Raw genomic sequence first — 16,416 nt, 5'->3', positions numbered from 1 at the left:
CGCCAGAGCTGCGGATGGCTCTGGGGCGGTATGCATCAGGTTAGAGGAGGGAAAAAGATGAGCACCGGACGCGTCATTCAGGTAACGGGCCCCGTCGTCGATATCCAGTTTGAACGGGGACATATGCCTGAGATCAACAACGCGATCACGATTGAATACAAGGCACAATCCAGCAGCGAGCGCGACATCAACTTGACGGTGGAAGTTGCTTTGCATCTGGGGGATAACACGGTTCGCTGTGTGGCGATGTCCTCCACCGATGGAGTGGTTCGCGGGATGAAAGCTGTCGATACCGGTCAATCGATTTCGGTACCGGTCGGTCGCGCAACCCTGGGACGGGTGTTTAACGTCCTCGGGGAACCCATCGATGAAAAGGGTCCTGTAGAAGTAAAAGAGAGAGATTCGATTCACCGTGCTGCTCCAAGCTTTGAAGATCAATCTACGCAGGATGAAATGTTGGAGACCGGCATTAAAGTAGTGGATCTGTTAGCCCCCTATGCCAAGGGCGGGAAAATCGGTCTGTTCGGTGGTGCCGGTGTCGGTAAAACCGTTTTGATCCAGGAATTGATCCACAACATCGCCCAGGAGCACGGTGGTTTGTCCGTCTTTGCCGGTGTCGGGGAACGAACCCGGGAAGGGAACGACCTCTACCACGAGATGAAAGGCTCCGGCGTTATCGAAAAAACCACGATGGTGTTCGGTCAGATGAACGAACCGCCGGGTGCCCGTCTGCGGGTGGCTTTGTCGGGTCTAACCATGGCTGAGCATTTCCGGGATGAAGAAGGTCAAGACGTGCTTTTCTTCGTCGATAACATCTTCCGCTTTACCCAAGCCGGTTCTGAAGTGTCGGCGCTGTTGGGTCGGATGCCGTCTGCGGTTGGTTATCAGCCGACCTTGGCGACGGAGATGGGTCAATTGCAGGAGCGGATCACCTCTACCAAAAAAGGATCCGTCACCTCGATCCAGGCTATTTACGTTCCTGCCGATGACTATACCGATCCCGCTCCGGCGACCACCTTTGCCCATTTGGACGCCACCACTGAGCTGGACCGGAGCTTAGCCGCTAAGTTTATCTATCCCGCGGTGAACCCGCTTTCTTCCACTTCGCGGATTTTAACACCCGCCGTGGTGGGGCAAGAGCATTACGATGTGGCTCGTGGTGTGCAGCAGGTGCTGCAGCGCTACAAAGAACTACAGGATATTATCGCCATCCTGGGTATGGATGAACTTTCCGATGAGGATAAAGTGATCGTCAACCGTGCACGCCGCATCGAGAAGTTCCTGTCCCAGCCCAACTTTGTGGCAGAAGAGTTTACCAACATCCCAGGGAAGTATGTAACCGTCAAAGAGACGGTACGCAGCTTCAAGGAGATCCTGGAAGGCAAGCACGACGACCTGCCCGAGGATGCCTTCCATATGGTCGGCAACATCGACGAGGCCGTCGAAAAGGCGAAAACCCTCGTCTGATCGAACGGGAAGGAGAGAGTGTCCATGGCAACCATGCAACTGGACATCGTGACCCCCGAACGGAAGGTGTACTCCGAACAAGTCGATATGGTGATCGCTCGTGCCGCCGAAGGAGAGATCGGGATCTTGCCCCGCCACGCTCCTTTTATCAGCCCGCTGCAAGTGTCGGCGGTTAAGATTAAAAAGGATGGCGAAGAGTTTCTCGTGGCTGTCAGCGGCGGTTTTCTGGAGGTTCACGACAACCAGGTCACCCTGCTAGCCGAAACGGCGGAAACGCCGGGAGAGATCGATATCGATCGAGCGAAAGCGGCCAAAGAGCGTGCGGAACAGCGCTTGCAGGAGCAGAAGCGGGATGATATCGACTTTAAGCGGGCGCAATTGTCCCTACAACGGGCGATGGTTCGTATGCAAGTCGGGGGACGGAACGGCGAGTGAGCTGTTAACGTTCCGGGGTTTATCTAATGTCAACCCAACCCATCCACTGTGGATGGGTTGGGTTTTTTATATAGGACCTGCTATTGCTCAGCAGCGTCGTAATGTGGGAATCCTGCTTCGGCTGCTCGATAGTGAAATTGAGACAATCTTAGCTGATGGGGCTAAGTTGAGTTGACTTGGTATAGTTCAAACGCAATGCCTATGGTACAATACGATTAGATGTTATGTTCACCTTATTTTTCCGCTGCAATGGAAGCGTTGTCATTTTTGGTGGGATGTTCCCGAACGATCGCTCGTTTGGCGAAGAAGGTTGGCTTTGCCACTGAATACACCTGCCCTCTAGGGGTACCGGTGGCGACGCTCCCTACCAAATTTGTTGATTAGTCATCATACAGGGAGCGGAAACATTTGGTATAATCAAAACGAGAGAGCCAAGAATCAGATCATCAGCTTTGTGACCTCTAATGGCAGGCGCTCTTCGTGTTTTTATAAGGGTAAAGCGTCAGCCGGGGTGGAGAGGGAGGGACGTCGATGGATTATACAGAAAGTTATGTCACGATCGTCGTTTTTGTCCTGTTGGGATTGGCCTTGCCAGTGGTTGCGCTCACTATGGGCCGACTGCTGCGTCCGTATCAACCATCCGCTGCCAAGACGATCACCTATGAAAGCGGAGTGGACCCCACCGGTGGAGGCTGGGTTCAGTACAATGTGCGCTACTATTTGTTTGCGCTTCTTTTTGTTGTCTTCGATGTGGAGGCGGTCTTTCTTTATCCTTGGGCCGTAGCCTATGATAGCCTGCGCGCCGATGTGGGACTGTTTATCTTGGTGGAGATGTTGATCTTTGTCTTCTTCTTACTGATCGGACTTCTGTACGCTTGGAAAAAGAAGGTGTTGGAATGGTCATGAAATTGGAAGAATGGACACCGGCGGAGCAAGCGGAGCTCAATCGCAATGTATTGACCACTACCCTGGATAACGTCAAAGCCTGGGCCCGCAGCAACTCGATGTGGCCTATGACTTTTGGGTTGGCTTGTTGTGCCATTGAAATGATGGGAACAGGGGCAGCCCACTATGACTTGGACCGGTTTGGTTCGTTTTTTCGCGCCTCCCCTCGTCAGTCAGATGTGATGATCGTCGCCGGGACGGTTACCAAAAAGATGGCTCCCCTGTTGCGACGGCTGTATGACCAGATGCCGGAGCCAAAATGGGTGATCGCCATGGGCTCTTGTGCGACCGCTGGCGGACCTTATGTGAAGTCGTATGCCGTGGTGAAAGGGGTGGATCAGGTGGTTCCCGTCGATGTGTATATCCCCGGCTGTCCGCCCAACCCCGCTGCATTGATCTACGGCATTCACAAATTGCAGGAAAAGATCCGCTATGAGGCCAGAACAGGGGAGAAGGTGACGGACCGGTGAAGGATCAGCCCAAAGATGAAAAGCCTGTGCCAAAGGCGAGCGACAACACAGAGGAAAAGCAACCTCCTAGGCGTGCAGTTGCAAACGAGACACAAGCGGAAAAGGGTAAGGGCGATGAGGAGAAAACTGCGGACTCCGCGGTTGAGCGGACAGCCCAGGCCGCTGCTAAGGCAAAAGCGAAGGCGGTTCATAAGCGTCCTGTCGATAAAAAGAAAGCGAAAGAGCAGGAGCCGCTGGTACCTTCGCCGAAGCAGCCGCAGCTGGATGAAATAATAGAAATCATCGGAGCTGAAGTGGGAGAAGGTGCGTTAAAAGAAGGGTTGATCAACCGGCCCAGCCGCCATATGCCCACTTTGGTAGTGGAAGTAGACCGTTGGTTGGAACTGGCTCGATTATTGCGGCATGATTCCCGCCTTTCCTTTGATTACTTACAAAACCTATCGGGAGTCGATTATGAGACCCATCTGGAGGTGGTGCTTCACCTCTACTCGATGGAACACCGCCGTGAATTGGCCGTCCGGGTCCAGGTGGATCGTGATCGCTCCGAGGCACCGTCGGTCACCGCGATTTGGCCCGCCGCCAATTGGAATGAGCGGGAAGTATATGATCTGTTGGGCATCCGCTTCAGCGGCCACCCCAATCTGGGCCGCATCCTATTGCCTGACGACTGGGTGGGCCATCCGCTGCGAAAAGATTATGAACCCTATGACGGGGAGGTCTGATTCCATTGTGCACCAAGATGATGCTTGATCAGGCCCTAAGGGGGTGGCGTCCATGACCACATGGATGGTATTGGGCCCCGCACTATTAATGGCGGTGGTGCTCGGATTTGTCACTTATGCCATCCTGTTTGAACGGAAAGTGCTCGGCTGGATGCAGGGTCGGATCGGTCCCAATCGCGTAGGACCGTGGGGGATACTACAAACAGTGGCGGATATTTTGAAGCTGCTGTTGAAGGAAGACATCATTCCGGAGCGAGCGGACCGAACGTTGTTCCGAATTGCCCCAGTGATCGCATTTGTCCCCTCCTTTGTCGTATTGGCGGTGATTCCCTTTACCGATCGCTGGTTGTTTGCCGATATCGGAGTGGGATTGCTTTACTATTTGGCGCTTTCAAGCATAACCACCATCGGGATGTTGGCGGGGGGATGGGCTTCCAACAACAAATACGCCTTGCTGGGGTCAATGCGGTCAGCGGCGCAGATGATCAGCTATGAGATTCCGCTGGTGATGTCTGTAGTCGGGGTGATCATGGCGGCGGGTACCTTAAATCTGGTGGAAATTGTACAGGCGCAAGAGCAGGTCTGGTTTATCCTTCCCCAGATCCTTGGCTTTGCCGTCTTCTTCGTCGCTTCTCTGGCTGAATTAAACCGGACACCCTTTGATCTGCCGGAAGCGGAATCGGAGCTGGTGGCGGGATATCATGTGGAATATACCGGGTTTCGTTTCGCCTTCTTTATGCTAGCGGAGTATGTCTATGTTTTTGCCATGGCCGCTTTAACCACCGTCCTCTTTTTAGGCGGATGGAATCCTTTGTTCGATCTTACCTTTATTCCGCCGATCCTCTGGTTTATCCTGAAGTTCCTTTTGATCGTCTTTTTGTTGATCTGGATTCGAGGGACGATGCCGCGGATGCGGGTGGATCAATTGATGGAGATGGGCTGGAAAGTGCTTCTGCCCCTTGCTCTCGTCAATATCTTTTTATCCGCCGTTTTAAAGGAAGTACCTGTGATCGGACAGTTTTATTGATGGACAGCGGCAACTTGAAGGGAAAGGAGGACGATTTCGATGATGGGTCTGATCAAAGGGATGGGTGTCACACTAAAAACGATGACCCGTAAAAAAGTGACCCACCGCTACCCGGATGAGCCGATTCCAATGCCTGATCGCTTTCGGGGAATTCAGCACTTTGATCCGGAAAAATGCGTCGTCTGCAATCAATGTGCACGGGTTTGCCCCACAGATTGCATTACGCTGACAGGTCGAAAGCACCCCGATCCCGGTAAGCGCGGGAAGATTATTGACACCTTTGACATCAACTTTGAAATTTGCATCCTATGTGATCTGTGTACCGAAGTGTGTCCCACCGAAGCGATTGTGATGACGCAAAACTTCGAATTGGCCACCTATAGCCGCGACGACTTGTACAAAAATATGGAGTGGCTGCACGAAAACAATACCAATATTCGGGGGGGACCGCAGTGATGGAGTGGAACGGCGAGTTTATCGCCTTCTTTGTATTGTCTGTTTTGGCCATCGGCGGTGCTGTCTTTATGATCAACTTTACCCGGGTAGTGCATATGGCTTTAGCCCTGGCATGTACCTTTCTCAGCATCGCCGGGATCTATGTCACATTGCATGCGGAGTTTTTGGCCATGGTGCAGGTGTTGATCTACACAGGTGCGGTTACCATCCTGATGCTGTTCGGCATTATGCTGACCAGCCGCCAAGGGCAGGAAAAGGAAGGGAATCCCTGGCGGGAAGCGTTTAGCTTTATCGGTGTGGCGGCCTTTTTTGGGGTGTTGATGTGGGCGATCTACCAGACACCCTTCTCTGGTGAAACCGGCCCGGTGGATTCATACACCGTGGCCCAGTTGGGAGAGACGGTATTTAAAAAGTATGTGATTCCCTTTGAGGTGACATCTGTCCTCCTGCTGGTGGCATTGGTGGGGGCGATCATCTTGGCGAAAAAGGAGTCGAAGTCCTAATGCCGGTCACATCGTATCTCGCTTTGGGAGCGATTCTCTTCTGCCTCGGTTTATACGGGGTGATGACAAAACGAAATGCAGTTATCGTCCTCTTTTCGATTGAATTGATGCTAAATGCCGCTAATATTAATCTGGTGGCGTTCTCCAAGTATGGATTATACGCCAATCAGATGGGGCAGGTTTTCGGTTTGTTTACCATTACGATCGCGGCTGCGGAGGCGGCGGTGGGGATCGCTATTCTGTTTGCGCTCTATCAGCACCGACAGACGGTGAGTGTGGATCGCTACAATACGTTAAAAGGGTAAGTGGATACGTGCTCCATATAAAATTAGAATCGGAGGCTTGTGAATGCCCTTCCAGCAATCTTACGAAAAATGAAATAACCTGAGATGGGTTATTACGGTTACTTTGTTTCCGAGTCTCGCCCTGTACTTTTAAGCTTAAGTCTCGCTACGGTTACTTCACTTGGAAGACTGTGGAGTATCTGATCGCTCAACCTTCCCTCGAGATCGAACAATGACTGGGTGTGCCTGAAAGCTTGATGTACGATCCAAAAAAATGTGAAATCGACACTACAATCAGGACAGAGGACGGGTGATCCCATGATTGCGTATGTGTGGTACATACCCCTCTTTCCCTTGGTGGCATTTTTGTTGCTGTTAGCGGGACGAACGCGCTGGAGCGAAAGCTGGGCCGCTGTGATCGGAAGCCTAGCGGCCTTCGGCTCTCTCGTCGTTTCGCTGTTCATCCTGTGGCGAAGCATAGGAGTGACAGAGACGGCCTTGGCCACCTGGGAATGGTTGCGAGTGGGGGAAGCCGTTATCCCCTTTGGAGTGGAGGTTACCCCGCTCGTCGCCATGATGTTGGTCGTTGTCAGTTTGGTTAGTTTGCTTGTGCAGGTGTACGCCAAAAGCTACATGGCAGGTGACGAACGGGTACCGACCTTTTACGCCTATCTCTCCCTGTTTACCTTTTCCATGTTGGGTTTGGTTCTCTCCCCCAACTTGGTACAGCTGTATATATTTTGGGAGCTGGTCGGTGTCTGCTCATTCCTGTTGATCGGTTTTTGGTACTGGAAGCCGGCGGCAAAAGCGGCGGCCAAAAAGGCGTTTATCGTTACCCGCATCGGTGATGTTGGTCTGTTTGTCGCCATTGTTCTCCTCTTTTGGCAAACGGGCAGCTTTGAACTGGGACCCATCTTTGCAGCGGTCCAATCCGGCGGTGTAGATACGGCTGTGCTGCCGTGGATCGCGATTTTACTCTTTGTGGGAGCGATCGGAAAATCGGGACAATTTCCGTTGCACACATGGTTGCCCGATGCGATGGAGGGACCTACTCCAGTCAGTGCCTTGATTCATGCAGCAACGATGGTAGCGGCTGGGGTGTTTTTAGTGGCACGGACATTTCCATTGTTTGAAGCATCCCCTCTCGCCCTGGACACGGTTGCCTACGTTGGAGCGTTTACCGCTATTTTTGCCGCTTCCATCGCTCTAGTGCAAAACGATATCAAACGGATCTTGGCCTATTCCACCGTCAGTCAGCTGGGTTATATGATGTTGGCGCTAGGGGCGGCAGGATATACAGCCGGTGTCTTTCATCTGATGACCCACGCCTTTTTTAAAGCGTTGCTGTTTTTGGCGGCGGGTGCGGTGATCACGGTATTGCATCACGAACAGGATATCCGGCGGATGGGTGGCTTGTGGCAGACCCATCGCGGGCTGGGGTGGCTGTTTTTGATCGGCTGTCTGGCTTTGGCGGGCATTCCCCCTTTTAGCGGCTTCTTTTCCAAGGAAAAGGTGTTGCTCAGCGCATATGCTGACGGACGGTTCGGAGTATTGGCTTTAGGAATGGTCGCTGCCTTCTTTACCGCCTTTTATCTGTTTCGTCTGTTTTTCCTCGTCTTCTTCGGTGAGCAAAAGGGAGAAGCGGACAAAAAAGTACCGGCGGGAATGGTGTGGCCAATGGCGGTGTTGGCAGTTCTCTCCGTCGGCTCCGGTTTTGTGGAGTTTCCTACTCACGCTTTCTCACAATGGCTGACAACCGGGACAGGATTGGAGGCATCTGCCGTCGCTGCTCCCTGGTGGCTGCCGTTGGTAACGGTTTTGCTCGCTGTGGGCGGCATTGCTCTCGCCTGGGCGATGTACGACCGCGGTCAGATTAATCCGGAGCGAGTGGCTGGAGCGGCTCCCTGGGCACATCGGGTGTTACTGCAAAAATACGGAGTAGATGAAGCTTATGATGCGGCGATTGTTCGTCCTTACCGGGGGCTAGGGGTACTTCTTTCTTGGTTTGATCGGTGGGTGATCCAGGGTCTGGTCGGATTGGCCACCGCCGTGATGCGCGGTCTGGGCCGCTTGGGTGCCGCTCTACAAACAGGTCAATTTCAAACCTATGTGTTGGTTAGTGTGATCGGGTTGGTCATCCTGATGGTTAGCTTGACTGCGGGGAGGTTGTTTGAATGATGGAAGGATTGCTACAAACCTTACCGACGTGGATCATCTTCTCCCCGCTTTTCGGTGTGTTGGTGTTGCTATTTCTCCCGCGCGCACAGACGGCTTGGCTGCGTGGAGTCGGTGTAGCGGCTACTGTTCCGCCGTTGCTGTTGGCCGTCCTGATGGCGATTCGATTTGATGTGACGATAGCCACTGTGCAATTTCAGCAAAAAATCACCTGGTTTTCGATCCCGATTCAGCAGGGAGTAGGGCTGGACTTTCATTATCATCTGGGAGTAGACGGACTCTCGCTGCCGTTGGTGGTCCTAACCGCCATCATTGCCGTCCTAGCTGCTATCGCCTCCGCGTTGTACATACGAGAACGATTAAAGGGATACTTTACCGTCTTTCTACTGCTGGAGGTAGGGATGATGGGGGTTTTCATGGCCCGTGATCTGTTTCTCTTTTTCCTCTTTTTTGAGGTGACATTGGTAACGCTCTTCTTTTTAATCGGAATCTGGGGAGCGGTTTACCGCGAGCGGGCGGCCAATCAGTTTTTGCTCTACAACGGCGTGGGATCGGCTTTGATGTTGCTGGGATTTATCGGGTTGCTGTTTCTGTTTCAGACGCTTGATCTGGAACAATTGCGGCAGATGAGCGCCAATCCCGAGCTGGGCCTGGTGATGGAACAAGACCCGATTATTCGTAATTTAGTGTGGACAGTTTTTCTCGCTTTGGTGATCGCCTTTGGGATTAAGCTGCCGATTTTTCCTTTTCATAGCTGGATGCTACGGGTGCATACGGAGGCACCACCAGCGGTGGTCATGGTTCACTCTGGTGTGTTGCTGAAGATGGGGGCCTACGGGTTAATCCGCTTTGGAGTTGACCTTTTTCCCGCTCAGGTGGTTGCTATCGCCCCATGGCTGGGACTTTTGGGTGTGATCAATATTTTGTACGGAGCGGTGCTCGCCTTTGTCCAGACCGATCTTAAGCGGGTGTTGGCCTTCTCCAGTGTCAGCCATATGGGTATTATCCTGTTGGGGATCGCTGCCCTCAATGATATCGGTTTGCAGGGCGCCGTCTTTCAGGCGGTTTCCCATGGGTTTATCTCTGCGCTGCTGTTCTTCTTTATCGGGGCGTTATACCAGCGCACTCGCACCACTGATATCCGGGAGTTAGGCGGCTTGTCCCGGTCTGTGCCGGTATTGTCCGGGATCTTTTTAGCCGGGGGGCTGGCGCTGTTGGGCTTGCCGGGAATGTCCGGCTTTATTGCTGAGTTTCAGGCCTTTCTCGGCTTCTTTTCACCATTTCCGGTACTGGCTGCTATCGGTGTAATCGGATTGATCTTGACTGCGGTCTATACCTTGCGTGCCGTGATGCAAATCAATTTTGGCCCGATTTCGGAGCGGTGGGCATCTCTATCGGATTTAAAAGCAAAAGAAGCGGCACCCATGTTGGTCATGCTGGGACTGATCATGCTGATCGGCGTCTGGCCGGCGGTGTTGGGAGATCCGATGCAGACCACCATACAAACAATCGTGTCCAAGATAGGAGGGTAGGGAATGGAACGATATCTCTTAGATTATGATTGGACCGTGATGGGGCCAGAGCTGATCGTTCTGGCTGCTGCCGCCCTCCTCTCCATCGTGGATCTGTTTCTAAAAGCGGACAGTGACAGACGTTGGCTGGGTGGGGTGGGTCTGGCTGCCATCATCGCAGCGGGAGTGTTTGCGGCTTTTCAATTAGGAAATCCTCCTTATGAGGTGCTGGCTGATACGTACCGTGTGGATGACTTTGGATTGATACTGAAGTTGATCCTGTTGGCGGGGGCTGCGCTGCTGTTTTTGTCATCGTTGTCAAGTGTCCGCGATGATGGGATTCAGGCTCAGGGAGAATACTACTATCTGTTGTTGGCTGCCCTCTTGGGCGGAATGTTGATGACGGCCTCAGCCGATATGATTACCCTGTTTGTCGGGTTGGAGCTGTTGAGCATCTCTTCCTATATATTGGTGGGGCTGCGGAAGCGGCGTATGGAATCCGCTGAAGCGGCGTGGAAGTATGTGGTGATGGGAGGCGTCTCATCTGCTTTTATCCTGTACGGGATGTCATTTGCCTACGGCTTGACCGGAACCACCAATCTATACGAGATGCAGGCCCGACTGGCGGATGCCTATGGCGGCGGGTATGAGTTATTCGTCTATTTATCGCTGTTCCTGATGCTGTTTGGATTTGGCTTTAAAGTGGCGGCTGCACCCTTTCATATGTGGGCGCCGGATGTGTATCAAGGAGCTGCCACCACGGTGACCGCGTTTTTGTCGGTGGTTTCTAAAACGGCGGCATTTGCGTTGATTTTTCGGGTTGTATTTGGCGGGTATTATTTCCTCTACCAAAGCCAGATGGAAGAGCCGTTGTCAGCCCAGGCGCTGCTGATCTTGGCGGCGGCGTCAATGGTGGTGGGTAATACGATTGCGCTACGGCAAATCAACCTCAAACGGATGCTGGCCTACTCCAGTGTGGCTCATGCCGGTTATATGCTCGTTCCCCTCGCCACACTCGGATTTCTGTTTGAAAGCTTAATCTACTATTTGATCGCTTACCTGTTTATGACCTTGGGTGCATTTGTGGTGCTGATGCTGGTGGAACATCGTACCGGCGCGGAAACGCTCCATGCCTTTGCTGGCCTTTCCCGTAAAAATCCACTGCTGGCTGCGGCAATGGCGCTGTTTATGGTGTCTCTAGCGGGGATTCCCATTACCGCCGGTTTCATCGGCAAGTTTTACATCCTGATGGGGGCGGTGGGAACCGACCATCTGTGGCTTGCCGGTCTAATGTTGGTGACGACCGTCGTTTCCTATTACTATTACTTTGGTGTCATTCGGATGATGTATTTCCGCACCCCACTCACCTCGGAGCGATTTCCGCTTCCAATCGGTGCGGGAATTGTGATCCTGGTCTCGGTTGTCGGTACGCTGGCTTTGGGCTTTATGCCGCAATGGACACTGGATTGGCTGGCGACTCTGGATTGGGGTGCTGCCTTGATCCCGATCCAGAGCGGAGGGGGATAAGAAAAGCCCGATCACTGGCAAAATTGATGAGTCCGGTCGAACTCTGTCAGGATCAACCAAATTGTACTCGTTCACGTCAAGACAACCAAAGCCAAGAGGGATTGGGATATGAAGGCTGCTGACAAAGGTCAGTAGCCTTACGTTCGTTGCGAGCTCCTCTCTTCTCCCCATAGAAGGAGTAGAACAAAATGAAAAAAAGAGCGTGATCGCATTATCCCTTCTCATTCTTTTGGTTGCAGGATCGTTCCTTTGACATGGGAATAAATCGATCGAGAAGTGACTTGTGAGGGTGACTGTGGGAGCCTAAGGGGGATAATTATACCGAAATGTTTTGTGATAGAACGTTCGTATCCTCAACCCGATCATCACTGATCGGGCTATTTGTTTACTCCTGTGTCCGATAACGGGGTTGTCGATAAATTTGACGATGAACCATCCATTCCAGCAAAGCCAGGATGAGGCCAATCGTCAATGCGGCATGATTGGTGAGGGAGTAATCAGAAAAGAGATATTGCAATCCGTACAAAAGGAGCGAAAAAGCCAATAAATCGATCAGAGCGGCTGTCATGACGCTTCGATGCGGCAATAGCAAATAATCGAGCCATGTTCCCACCAGTGCTACCGAGACGGCGGCGACAAGCAAAGGGAGAAAGGGAGCGATGGTGACATCGGTAAAGCCGTAATGAAACAAGGCGATGACAAAAAAAGCCCATATCGCTTTACAGCCAAAATTGATCCACATCGTGGACGACTCCTTCACTCGACAGGATTGAACGGACGGATGTCCGGGGTTTGTTATATTATAACTCAGAAGTGCTTGCCCCTATGAGCGGGTGTGAAGAGGTGAGAGTGTCAAACGATTTTATTGAAACCGGTGAGGCTGCTGACAAACCCTGATAAAAGGAAAACGGAAATCGGACCCGGGTCCATTTTATCATGATTCCTGCGGTTTCTTTGAAACCGTTGCGTTTGTTCAGGTTTTAGGTTAGCATGGGAATATCGTGAACAATGGAACAAAGGGAGTGCGACCTTTTATGGAAGGAACGACGGGTCTTGCTGTCAGTGCCCTCGTCAACATCATGTTATCCCTTTTATGCATCGCTGCCAGTTGGTGGGTGCTTTTAAACGTTCGCCTTGATCTTTTCTTGCGCGATCCTCGAAATGTGCAAGCTAAGGCTTTGCGTGCAGTGCTTGCCATTGTGCTGGGGCATGGTTTAGCCACCTTTTTGATTGATTACTCCGGGTGGTCCCGTATGATTGGCCTGCTTTTCGGCTGATTAGGGTAAAAGCCAGTATATCTTTTCTCCCATCCGTGAACAATGGAGAAAAAAGAACGGTGGGAGAGGATTGGCATGAAGAAAGGGATCGTTTTGGTCGTGGTTGTATGGATAGCAGGCTTATTGGTCGCGTCAGTGCCACAGCCCGACCCGGAGGCAACACTCCTTGAAACATGGCAAAAAACAGGAACCGAAACAGAACGATACAATATTCATCACGGAGGGCGCTCCCGCCAAATCCCGCAGGAAGAGGTTCAACATTTGGCTGAGCGTTTGGCGCAGGCATGGAATTTGGAGCTTGCAGACCCGACGGTATTTGCCGATGGAACCCGTTGGACCGCCGAAGGGAATTGGGGACGAAACATCCGTGTCCAATGTATCGTTATCAACGATAAGCCACACCAATCATTTGTGCAACCATATATCTCCATTCAAGTGACGGGTCGCGGACACCCGGATTCGCACCAGTTGTCCGATGCCCGAAACCGTATCATCCAAACACTTCAACAAAATCAGATTCAACCTCGCATTCATTTTTCGTTACAGGGGCGTCTATCGTCCGCATCCACCTCGATGGATCAATCGGATCGAGACCGGGTGATCGGTTCCGTGCTTCAACATCTAGGAGCAAATGAAGTAGAATCGATGCATACCGAACGTACAACCAGTGTGTCTGCGTATACCCCTCTTTTTTCCAGGGGATTGACCACGAGTGGCGGGAGAATGAACGTTCAAGTGGCAGCAAAATACGACCACAATGACGACGGGATTATCCTTACTGTGGGCACCCCAATTATCACGATCGAATATTAGTTCTGCGCGGAGGGAAGAGATTTGGAAAAAATCATCGTCCGGGGCGGCAACCGGCTAAAAGGTCGTGTCAAAGTTCACGGAGCAAAAAACGCTGTCTTACCGATTATCGCTGCGTCGATTTTGTCGGCGCGAGGCACCAACGTTATTCAGGATGTCCCGATGTTGGAAGATGTGAAGACGATTACGGAATTGTTGCAAAGCTTGGGTATTGCCGCAGAATTGAAGGATGAAACCATCACCGTCAACGCAGAAAAATTGAATGTAACAGAAGCCCCCTATGAATTGGTGAGAAAGATGAGAGCCTCATTTCTTGTGATGGGGCCGCTTTTGGCGCGTAAAAAACACGGTCGCATTCCGTTGCCGGGAGGGTGTGCCATCGGCAGCCGTCCAATCGATCAACACCTGAAAGGCCTGGAAGCGATGGGGGCCCAATTTGAGATTGACCAGGGTGCGATTTATGGACATGTGCCGGATCGGCTGCGGGGTGCTCGTATTTACTTGGATGTAGCCAGCGTAGGAGCCACGGAAAATATTATGATGGCCGCTGCACTGGCGGAAGGGCGGACCATTATCGAAAATGCCGCCTGTGAACCGGAGATCGTCGACTTGGCCAACTTTATCAATGCCATGGGTGGGCGTGTGCGCGGAGCGGGTACGGATACCATTCGCATCGACGGCGTCGATTTTCTGCATGGGACCGAGTATGCGGTTATTCCCGATCGAATTGAAGCGGGTACCTATATGGTGGCAGGCGCCATCACTCGTGGGGAAGTGTTTGTGGAAGGGGCGATTTCCGATCACCTCAACCCCTTGATCGCTAAGATGCGAGAGATGGGCGTGGAAGTGTTGGAAGGGGAAAACGGGATTCACGTCCGGGCCGAGTCGCCTCTAAAACCGGTGGATGTAAAAACCTTACCCTATCCTGGTTTTCCCACCGATATGCAGTCGCAGATTATGGCGCTGCTGCTGACGGCGGAGGGTAACGGCATGTTGACGGAGACGGTTTTTGAAAATCGCTTTATGCATGTGGAAGAGATGAAACGCATGGGCGCCAAAATGAAAATCGACGGCCGTTCCGTCTTGATCGAAGGCGGACATCCCCTCTCTGGTGCACAGGTGAAAGCGACGGATCTGCGTGCCGGTGCTGCGCTTGTATTGGTCGGGTTGGTGGCCGAGGGAGCAACGGAAGTGACGGACCTTCACCACATTGACCGGGGTTATGTCGGCCTGGTTGAAAAATTGTCCGCTCTGGGTGCCGATATTGTGCGTGTCAACGAAGATGAAGAAGAACAGCAACGACTTCAACAGCACTCTTACGCTTAATTTTTCGGATGAAACTCAAACAGGGACAACCGTGACCGACGGTTGTCTCTTTTTTATATAGCACAACATCAAATCTCGTTGATTGCGAAGCTAGACCTGAGACCGAATAGACCAAGGCGAGACGAGTGCTTTGGAGTGTGTAGCGAGATCTGGAGACGGGGTGACGGAGGCGATATAACGCGAGACTCGCCTTTTCGGTTGCTCGTCTGATCGATCGAAGTTCTACCCATTTGTCCCTGCGCATACAGTGATAGGGATGGTTGTCCTAGCACCAGACAGGAGGGCGGGGACGGGATCATGCACAAAGGCATTCTGCTATTTGTTGCGGTGTTGATCGGGTTGATGATTGTCCTGCCCGCATCGTTAGTTTCCATCCAGACCGACGGGGGAAGGGATGCACAGGAGCGGGAGAAGCCGTTATTGTCGGAGGGACCCGATGTCAAAGTATATCTGACAGAGGAGAAAAAAGTGGTGGATGTTCCCTTGGAAGCGTATATCCGCGGCGTCGTAGCGGCGGAAATGCCTGCTGAATTTCATACGGAAGCACTAAAAGCACAAGCGTTGGCGGCACGGACCTATATTGTGGATCGCATGCAGCGCGGAAACTTTTCCGATATGGAAGCGATGGGGGAAGAAGCGGCAGCCGCCCAAGTGTCTGATACCGTACAACATCAAGCTTATCTGCCGGATGAACAGTTGCGGGAAAAGTGGAAAAACCAGTATCAGCAGTATTCCCAAAAAGTGAACGAAGCCGTACAGGCGACTCAGGGTAAAGTGATCATGTATGATGGGAAACCGATTTATGCCGCTTTTTTTTCTACCAGCAACGGCTTAACCGAGAATGCTGAGGATTATTTTGAAGAGAGCTATCCCTATCTGAGAAGTGTCGATTCCTCTTGGGATGAAGAATCACCGAAGTACTTGGATGAAAAGAAAGTTTCTGTGTCGGATTTGTTGCAGAAGTTGCAGGAGAAGACAGGGAAGAAAGTAGCGGTCTCCGCCGCAAGTGGAAGCGGGTGGATGGAAGTGAAGAAGCGGACCGAAGGCGAACGGGTGGCAACGGTTCGGGTTGGGGACCAAGATTTTACCGGCAGGCAAGTGCGTGAGGCGCTGGACTTGGCCTCTTCGGACTTTGAATGGTCCATAGATGAAAACGAGATCACCTTTCGTACTAAGGGGTATGGCCACGGTGTCGGCATGAGTCAATGGGGCGCCAACCTGATGGCACAGCAAGAGAAAACGGCGGAAGAGATCATCGCCCACTATTATCGCGGAGTGGATATCACTGCAGTGGAACAAGATGAGGAATAGATGATTCGTTCGATTTTGTAAGCACGCAGACTCAAAAATCCTTCCCTAATTAGACACTAGATTGATATGGTGTTCAGAGGAAACTCAAAGAACGGTAAGGGGTTCTACCCCTATCAACCCTAGAAAAATGCTGCTTAAAAGGTATAAAACCCCAGGGTCCTGTCCACAAT

General features: G+C 52.0%; 17 protein-coding genes. 16 read left to right on the top strand and 1 reads right to left on the bottom strand.

Translation table 11 applies throughout. The features are described 5' to 3' along the window. The first annotated feature begins 57 nt into the window (after positions 1-57). From atpD to C8J48_RS14955, 12 genes are all read left to right on the top strand, one after another. Complete coding sequence (gene atpD, locus C8J48_RS15010) at positions 58-1,467, top strand: F0F1 ATP synthase subunit beta (RefSeq protein WP_107728056.1); 1,410 nt, start codon at positions 58-60, stop codon at positions 1,465-1,467. Between the two features lie 24 nt (positions 1,468-1,491). Beyond that, on the top strand, positions 1,492-1,902 hold the full coding sequence (locus tag C8J48_RS15005; protein WP_107728055.1) for a F0F1 ATP synthase subunit epsilon: 411 nt from the start codon (positions 1,492-1,494) through the stop codon (positions 1,900-1,902). 531 nt (positions 1,903-2,433) lie between these two features. Beyond that, positions 2,434-2,808, top strand: a complete 375-nt coding sequence (locus tag C8J48_RS15000) for an NADH-quinone oxidoreductase subunit A (RefSeq protein ID WP_107728054.1) — start codon at positions 2,434-2,436, stop codon at positions 2,806-2,808. Next, positions 2,799-3,317, top strand: a complete 519-nt coding sequence (locus C8J48_RS14995) for a NuoB/complex I 20 kDa subunit family protein (RefSeq protein WP_146160512.1) — start codon at positions 2,799-2,801, stop codon at positions 3,315-3,317. The genes C8J48_RS15000 and C8J48_RS14995 overlap by 10 nt, the downstream gene beginning before the upstream one ends. Beyond that, the gene (locus tag C8J48_RS14990; protein ID WP_107728052.1) at positions 3,314-4,039 is read left to right on the top strand and encodes an NADH-quinone oxidoreductase subunit C; all 726 of its coding nucleotides are present in this window, start codon (positions 3,314-3,316) and stop codon (positions 4,037-4,039) included. Before C8J48_RS14995 ends, C8J48_RS14990 begins: the two co-directional genes overlap by 4 nt. A 52-nt stretch (positions 4,040-4,091) precedes the next feature. Continuing rightward, positions 4,092-5,066: an NADH-quinone oxidoreductase subunit NuoH gene (gene nuoH, locus C8J48_RS14985; RefSeq protein WP_107728051.1), complete on the top strand. Its 975-nt coding sequence runs from the start codon at positions 4,092-4,094 to the stop codon at positions 5,064-5,066. Between the two features lie 39 nt (positions 5,067-5,105). Beyond that, positions 5,106-5,522, top strand: a complete 417-nt coding sequence (gene nuoI / locus C8J48_RS14980; protein WP_107728050.1) for an NADH-quinone oxidoreductase subunit NuoI — start codon at positions 5,106-5,108, stop codon at positions 5,520-5,522. Beyond that, entirely contained in the window at positions 5,522-6,025 is a 504-nt protein-coding gene (locus tag C8J48_RS14975; protein WP_107728049.1) for an NADH-quinone oxidoreductase subunit J, read from the top strand. Before nuoI ends, C8J48_RS14975 begins: the two co-directional genes overlap by 1 nt. Further along, entirely contained in the window at positions 6,025-6,330 is a 306-nt protein-coding gene (gene nuoK, locus C8J48_RS14970; RefSeq protein ID WP_107728048.1) for an NADH-quinone oxidoreductase subunit NuoK, read from the top strand. The genes C8J48_RS14975 and nuoK overlap by 1 nt, the downstream gene beginning before the upstream one ends. 297 nt (positions 6,331-6,627) lie before the next feature. Continuing rightward, on the top strand, positions 6,628-8,487 hold the full coding sequence (gene nuoL, locus C8J48_RS14965; protein WP_107728047.1) for an NADH-quinone oxidoreductase subunit L: 1,860 nt from the start codon (positions 6,628-6,630) through the stop codon (positions 8,485-8,487). Next, complete coding sequence (locus tag C8J48_RS14960; RefSeq protein WP_107728046.1) at positions 8,484-10,016, top strand: complex I subunit 4 family protein; 1,533 nt, start codon at positions 8,484-8,486, stop codon at positions 10,014-10,016. The genes nuoL and C8J48_RS14960 overlap by 4 nt, the downstream gene beginning before the upstream one ends. 3 nt (positions 10,017-10,019) lie before the next feature. Further along, the gene (locus tag C8J48_RS14955; protein ID WP_107728045.1) at positions 10,020-11,522 is read left to right on the top strand and encodes an NADH-quinone oxidoreductase subunit N; all 1,503 of its coding nucleotides are present in this window, start codon (positions 10,020-10,022) and stop codon (positions 11,520-11,522) included. Between the two features lie 385 nt (positions 11,523-11,907). Here C8J48_RS14955 and C8J48_RS14950 read toward each other — a convergent pair whose 3' ends face one another. After that, positions 11,908-12,264: a DUF2512 family protein gene (locus tag C8J48_RS14950; RefSeq protein ID WP_107728044.1), complete on the bottom strand. Its 357-nt coding sequence runs from the start codon at positions 12,262-12,264 to the stop codon at positions 11,908-11,910. 292 nt (positions 12,265-12,556) lie between these two features. Here C8J48_RS14950 and C8J48_RS14945 point away from each other — a divergent pair, with 292 nt between their 5' ends. The 4 genes from C8J48_RS14945 (at position 12,557) to spoIID (ending at position 16,246) form a co-directional block, all read left to right on the top strand. Then, a complete protein-coding gene (locus C8J48_RS14945) occupies positions 12,557-12,799 on the top strand; it encodes a DUF1146 domain-containing protein (protein ID WP_107728043.1) in 243 nt (80 codons plus the stop codon). A gap of 75 nt (positions 12,800-12,874) precedes the next feature. After that, positions 12,875-13,612, top strand: a complete 738-nt coding sequence (locus C8J48_RS14940; RefSeq protein WP_170105584.1) for a YwmB family TATA-box binding protein — start codon at positions 12,875-12,877, stop codon at positions 13,610-13,612. A 21-nt stretch (positions 13,613-13,633) separates the two neighbouring features. After that, positions 13,634-14,935 carry a UDP-N-acetylglucosamine 1-carboxyvinyltransferase gene (gene murA / locus C8J48_RS14935; protein WP_107728041.1) on the top strand — a complete coding sequence of 434 codons (1,302 nt, stop codon included), beginning with the start codon at positions 13,634-13,636 and terminating at the stop codon, positions 14,933-14,935. Positions 14,936-15,232: 297 nt separating this feature from the next. Further along, positions 15,233-16,246: a stage II sporulation protein D gene (gene spoIID / locus C8J48_RS14930; protein ID WP_107728040.1), complete on the top strand. Its 1,014-nt coding sequence runs from the start codon at positions 15,233-15,235 to the stop codon at positions 16,244-16,246. The last annotated feature ends 170 nt before the right edge of the window (positions 16,247-16,416 follow it).

Origin of the sequence: Desmospora activa DSM 45169 (assembly GCF_003046315.1) — a bacterium.
GTDB classification, from domain to species: domain Bacteria; phylum Bacillota; class Bacilli; order Thermoactinomycetales; family DSM-45169; genus Desmospora; species Desmospora activa.
Note: the sequence above shows the minus strand (reverse complement) of the source record. Positions and strands in the feature narration are given on the sequence as shown.

What these genes read in the sequence shown, in the direction of transcription:
- atpD (WP_107728056.1), top strand. Translation starts at nt 58, where the DNA reads ATGAGCACCGGACGCGTCATTCAGGTAACGGGCCCCGTCGTCGATATC.
- C8J48_RS15005 (WP_107728055.1), top strand. Translation starts at nt 1,492, where the DNA reads ATGGCAACCATGCAACTGGACATCGTGACCCCCGAACGGAAGGTGTAC.
- C8J48_RS15000 (WP_107728054.1), top strand. Translation starts at nt 2,434, where the DNA reads ATGGATTATACAGAAAGTTATGTCACGATCGTCGTTTTTGTCCTGTTG.
- C8J48_RS14995 (WP_146160512.1), top strand. Translation starts at nt 2,799, where the DNA reads ATGGTCATGAAATTGGAAGAATGGACACCGGCGGAGCAAGCGGAGCTC.
- nuoH (WP_107728051.1), top strand. Translation starts at nt 4,092, where the DNA reads ATGACCACATGGATGGTATTGGGCCCCGCACTATTAATGGCGGTGGTG.
- nuoI (WP_107728050.1), top strand. Translation starts at nt 5,106, where the DNA reads ATGATGGGTCTGATCAAAGGGATGGGTGTCACACTAAAAACGATGACC.
- C8J48_RS14975 (WP_107728049.1), top strand. Translation starts at nt 5,522, where the DNA reads ATGGAGTGGAACGGCGAGTTTATCGCCTTCTTTGTATTGTCTGTTTTG.
- nuoK (WP_107728048.1), top strand. Translation starts at nt 6,025, where the DNA reads ATGCCGGTCACATCGTATCTCGCTTTGGGAGCGATTCTCTTCTGCCTC.
- nuoL (WP_107728047.1), top strand. Translation starts at nt 6,628, where the DNA reads ATGATTGCGTATGTGTGGTACATACCCCTCTTTCCCTTGGTGGCATTT.
- C8J48_RS14960 (WP_107728046.1), top strand. Translation starts at nt 8,484, where the DNA reads ATGATGGAAGGATTGCTACAAACCTTACCGACGTGGATCATCTTCTCC.
- C8J48_RS14955 (WP_107728045.1), top strand. Translation starts at nt 10,020, where the DNA reads ATGGAACGATATCTCTTAGATTATGATTGGACCGTGATGGGGCCAGAG.
- C8J48_RS14950 (WP_107728044.1), bottom strand. Translation starts at nt 12,264, where the DNA reads ATGTGGATCAATTTTGGCTGTAAAGCGATATGGGCTTTTTTTGTCATC.
- C8J48_RS14945 (WP_107728043.1), top strand. Translation starts at nt 12,557, where the DNA reads ATGGAAGGAACGACGGGTCTTGCTGTCAGTGCCCTCGTCAACATCATG.
- C8J48_RS14940 (WP_170105584.1), top strand. Translation starts at nt 12,875, where the DNA reads ATGAAGAAAGGGATCGTTTTGGTCGTGGTTGTATGGATAGCAGGCTTA.
- spoIID (WP_107728040.1), top strand. Translation starts at nt 15,233, where the DNA reads ATGCACAAAGGCATTCTGCTATTTGTTGCGGTGTTGATCGGGTTGATG.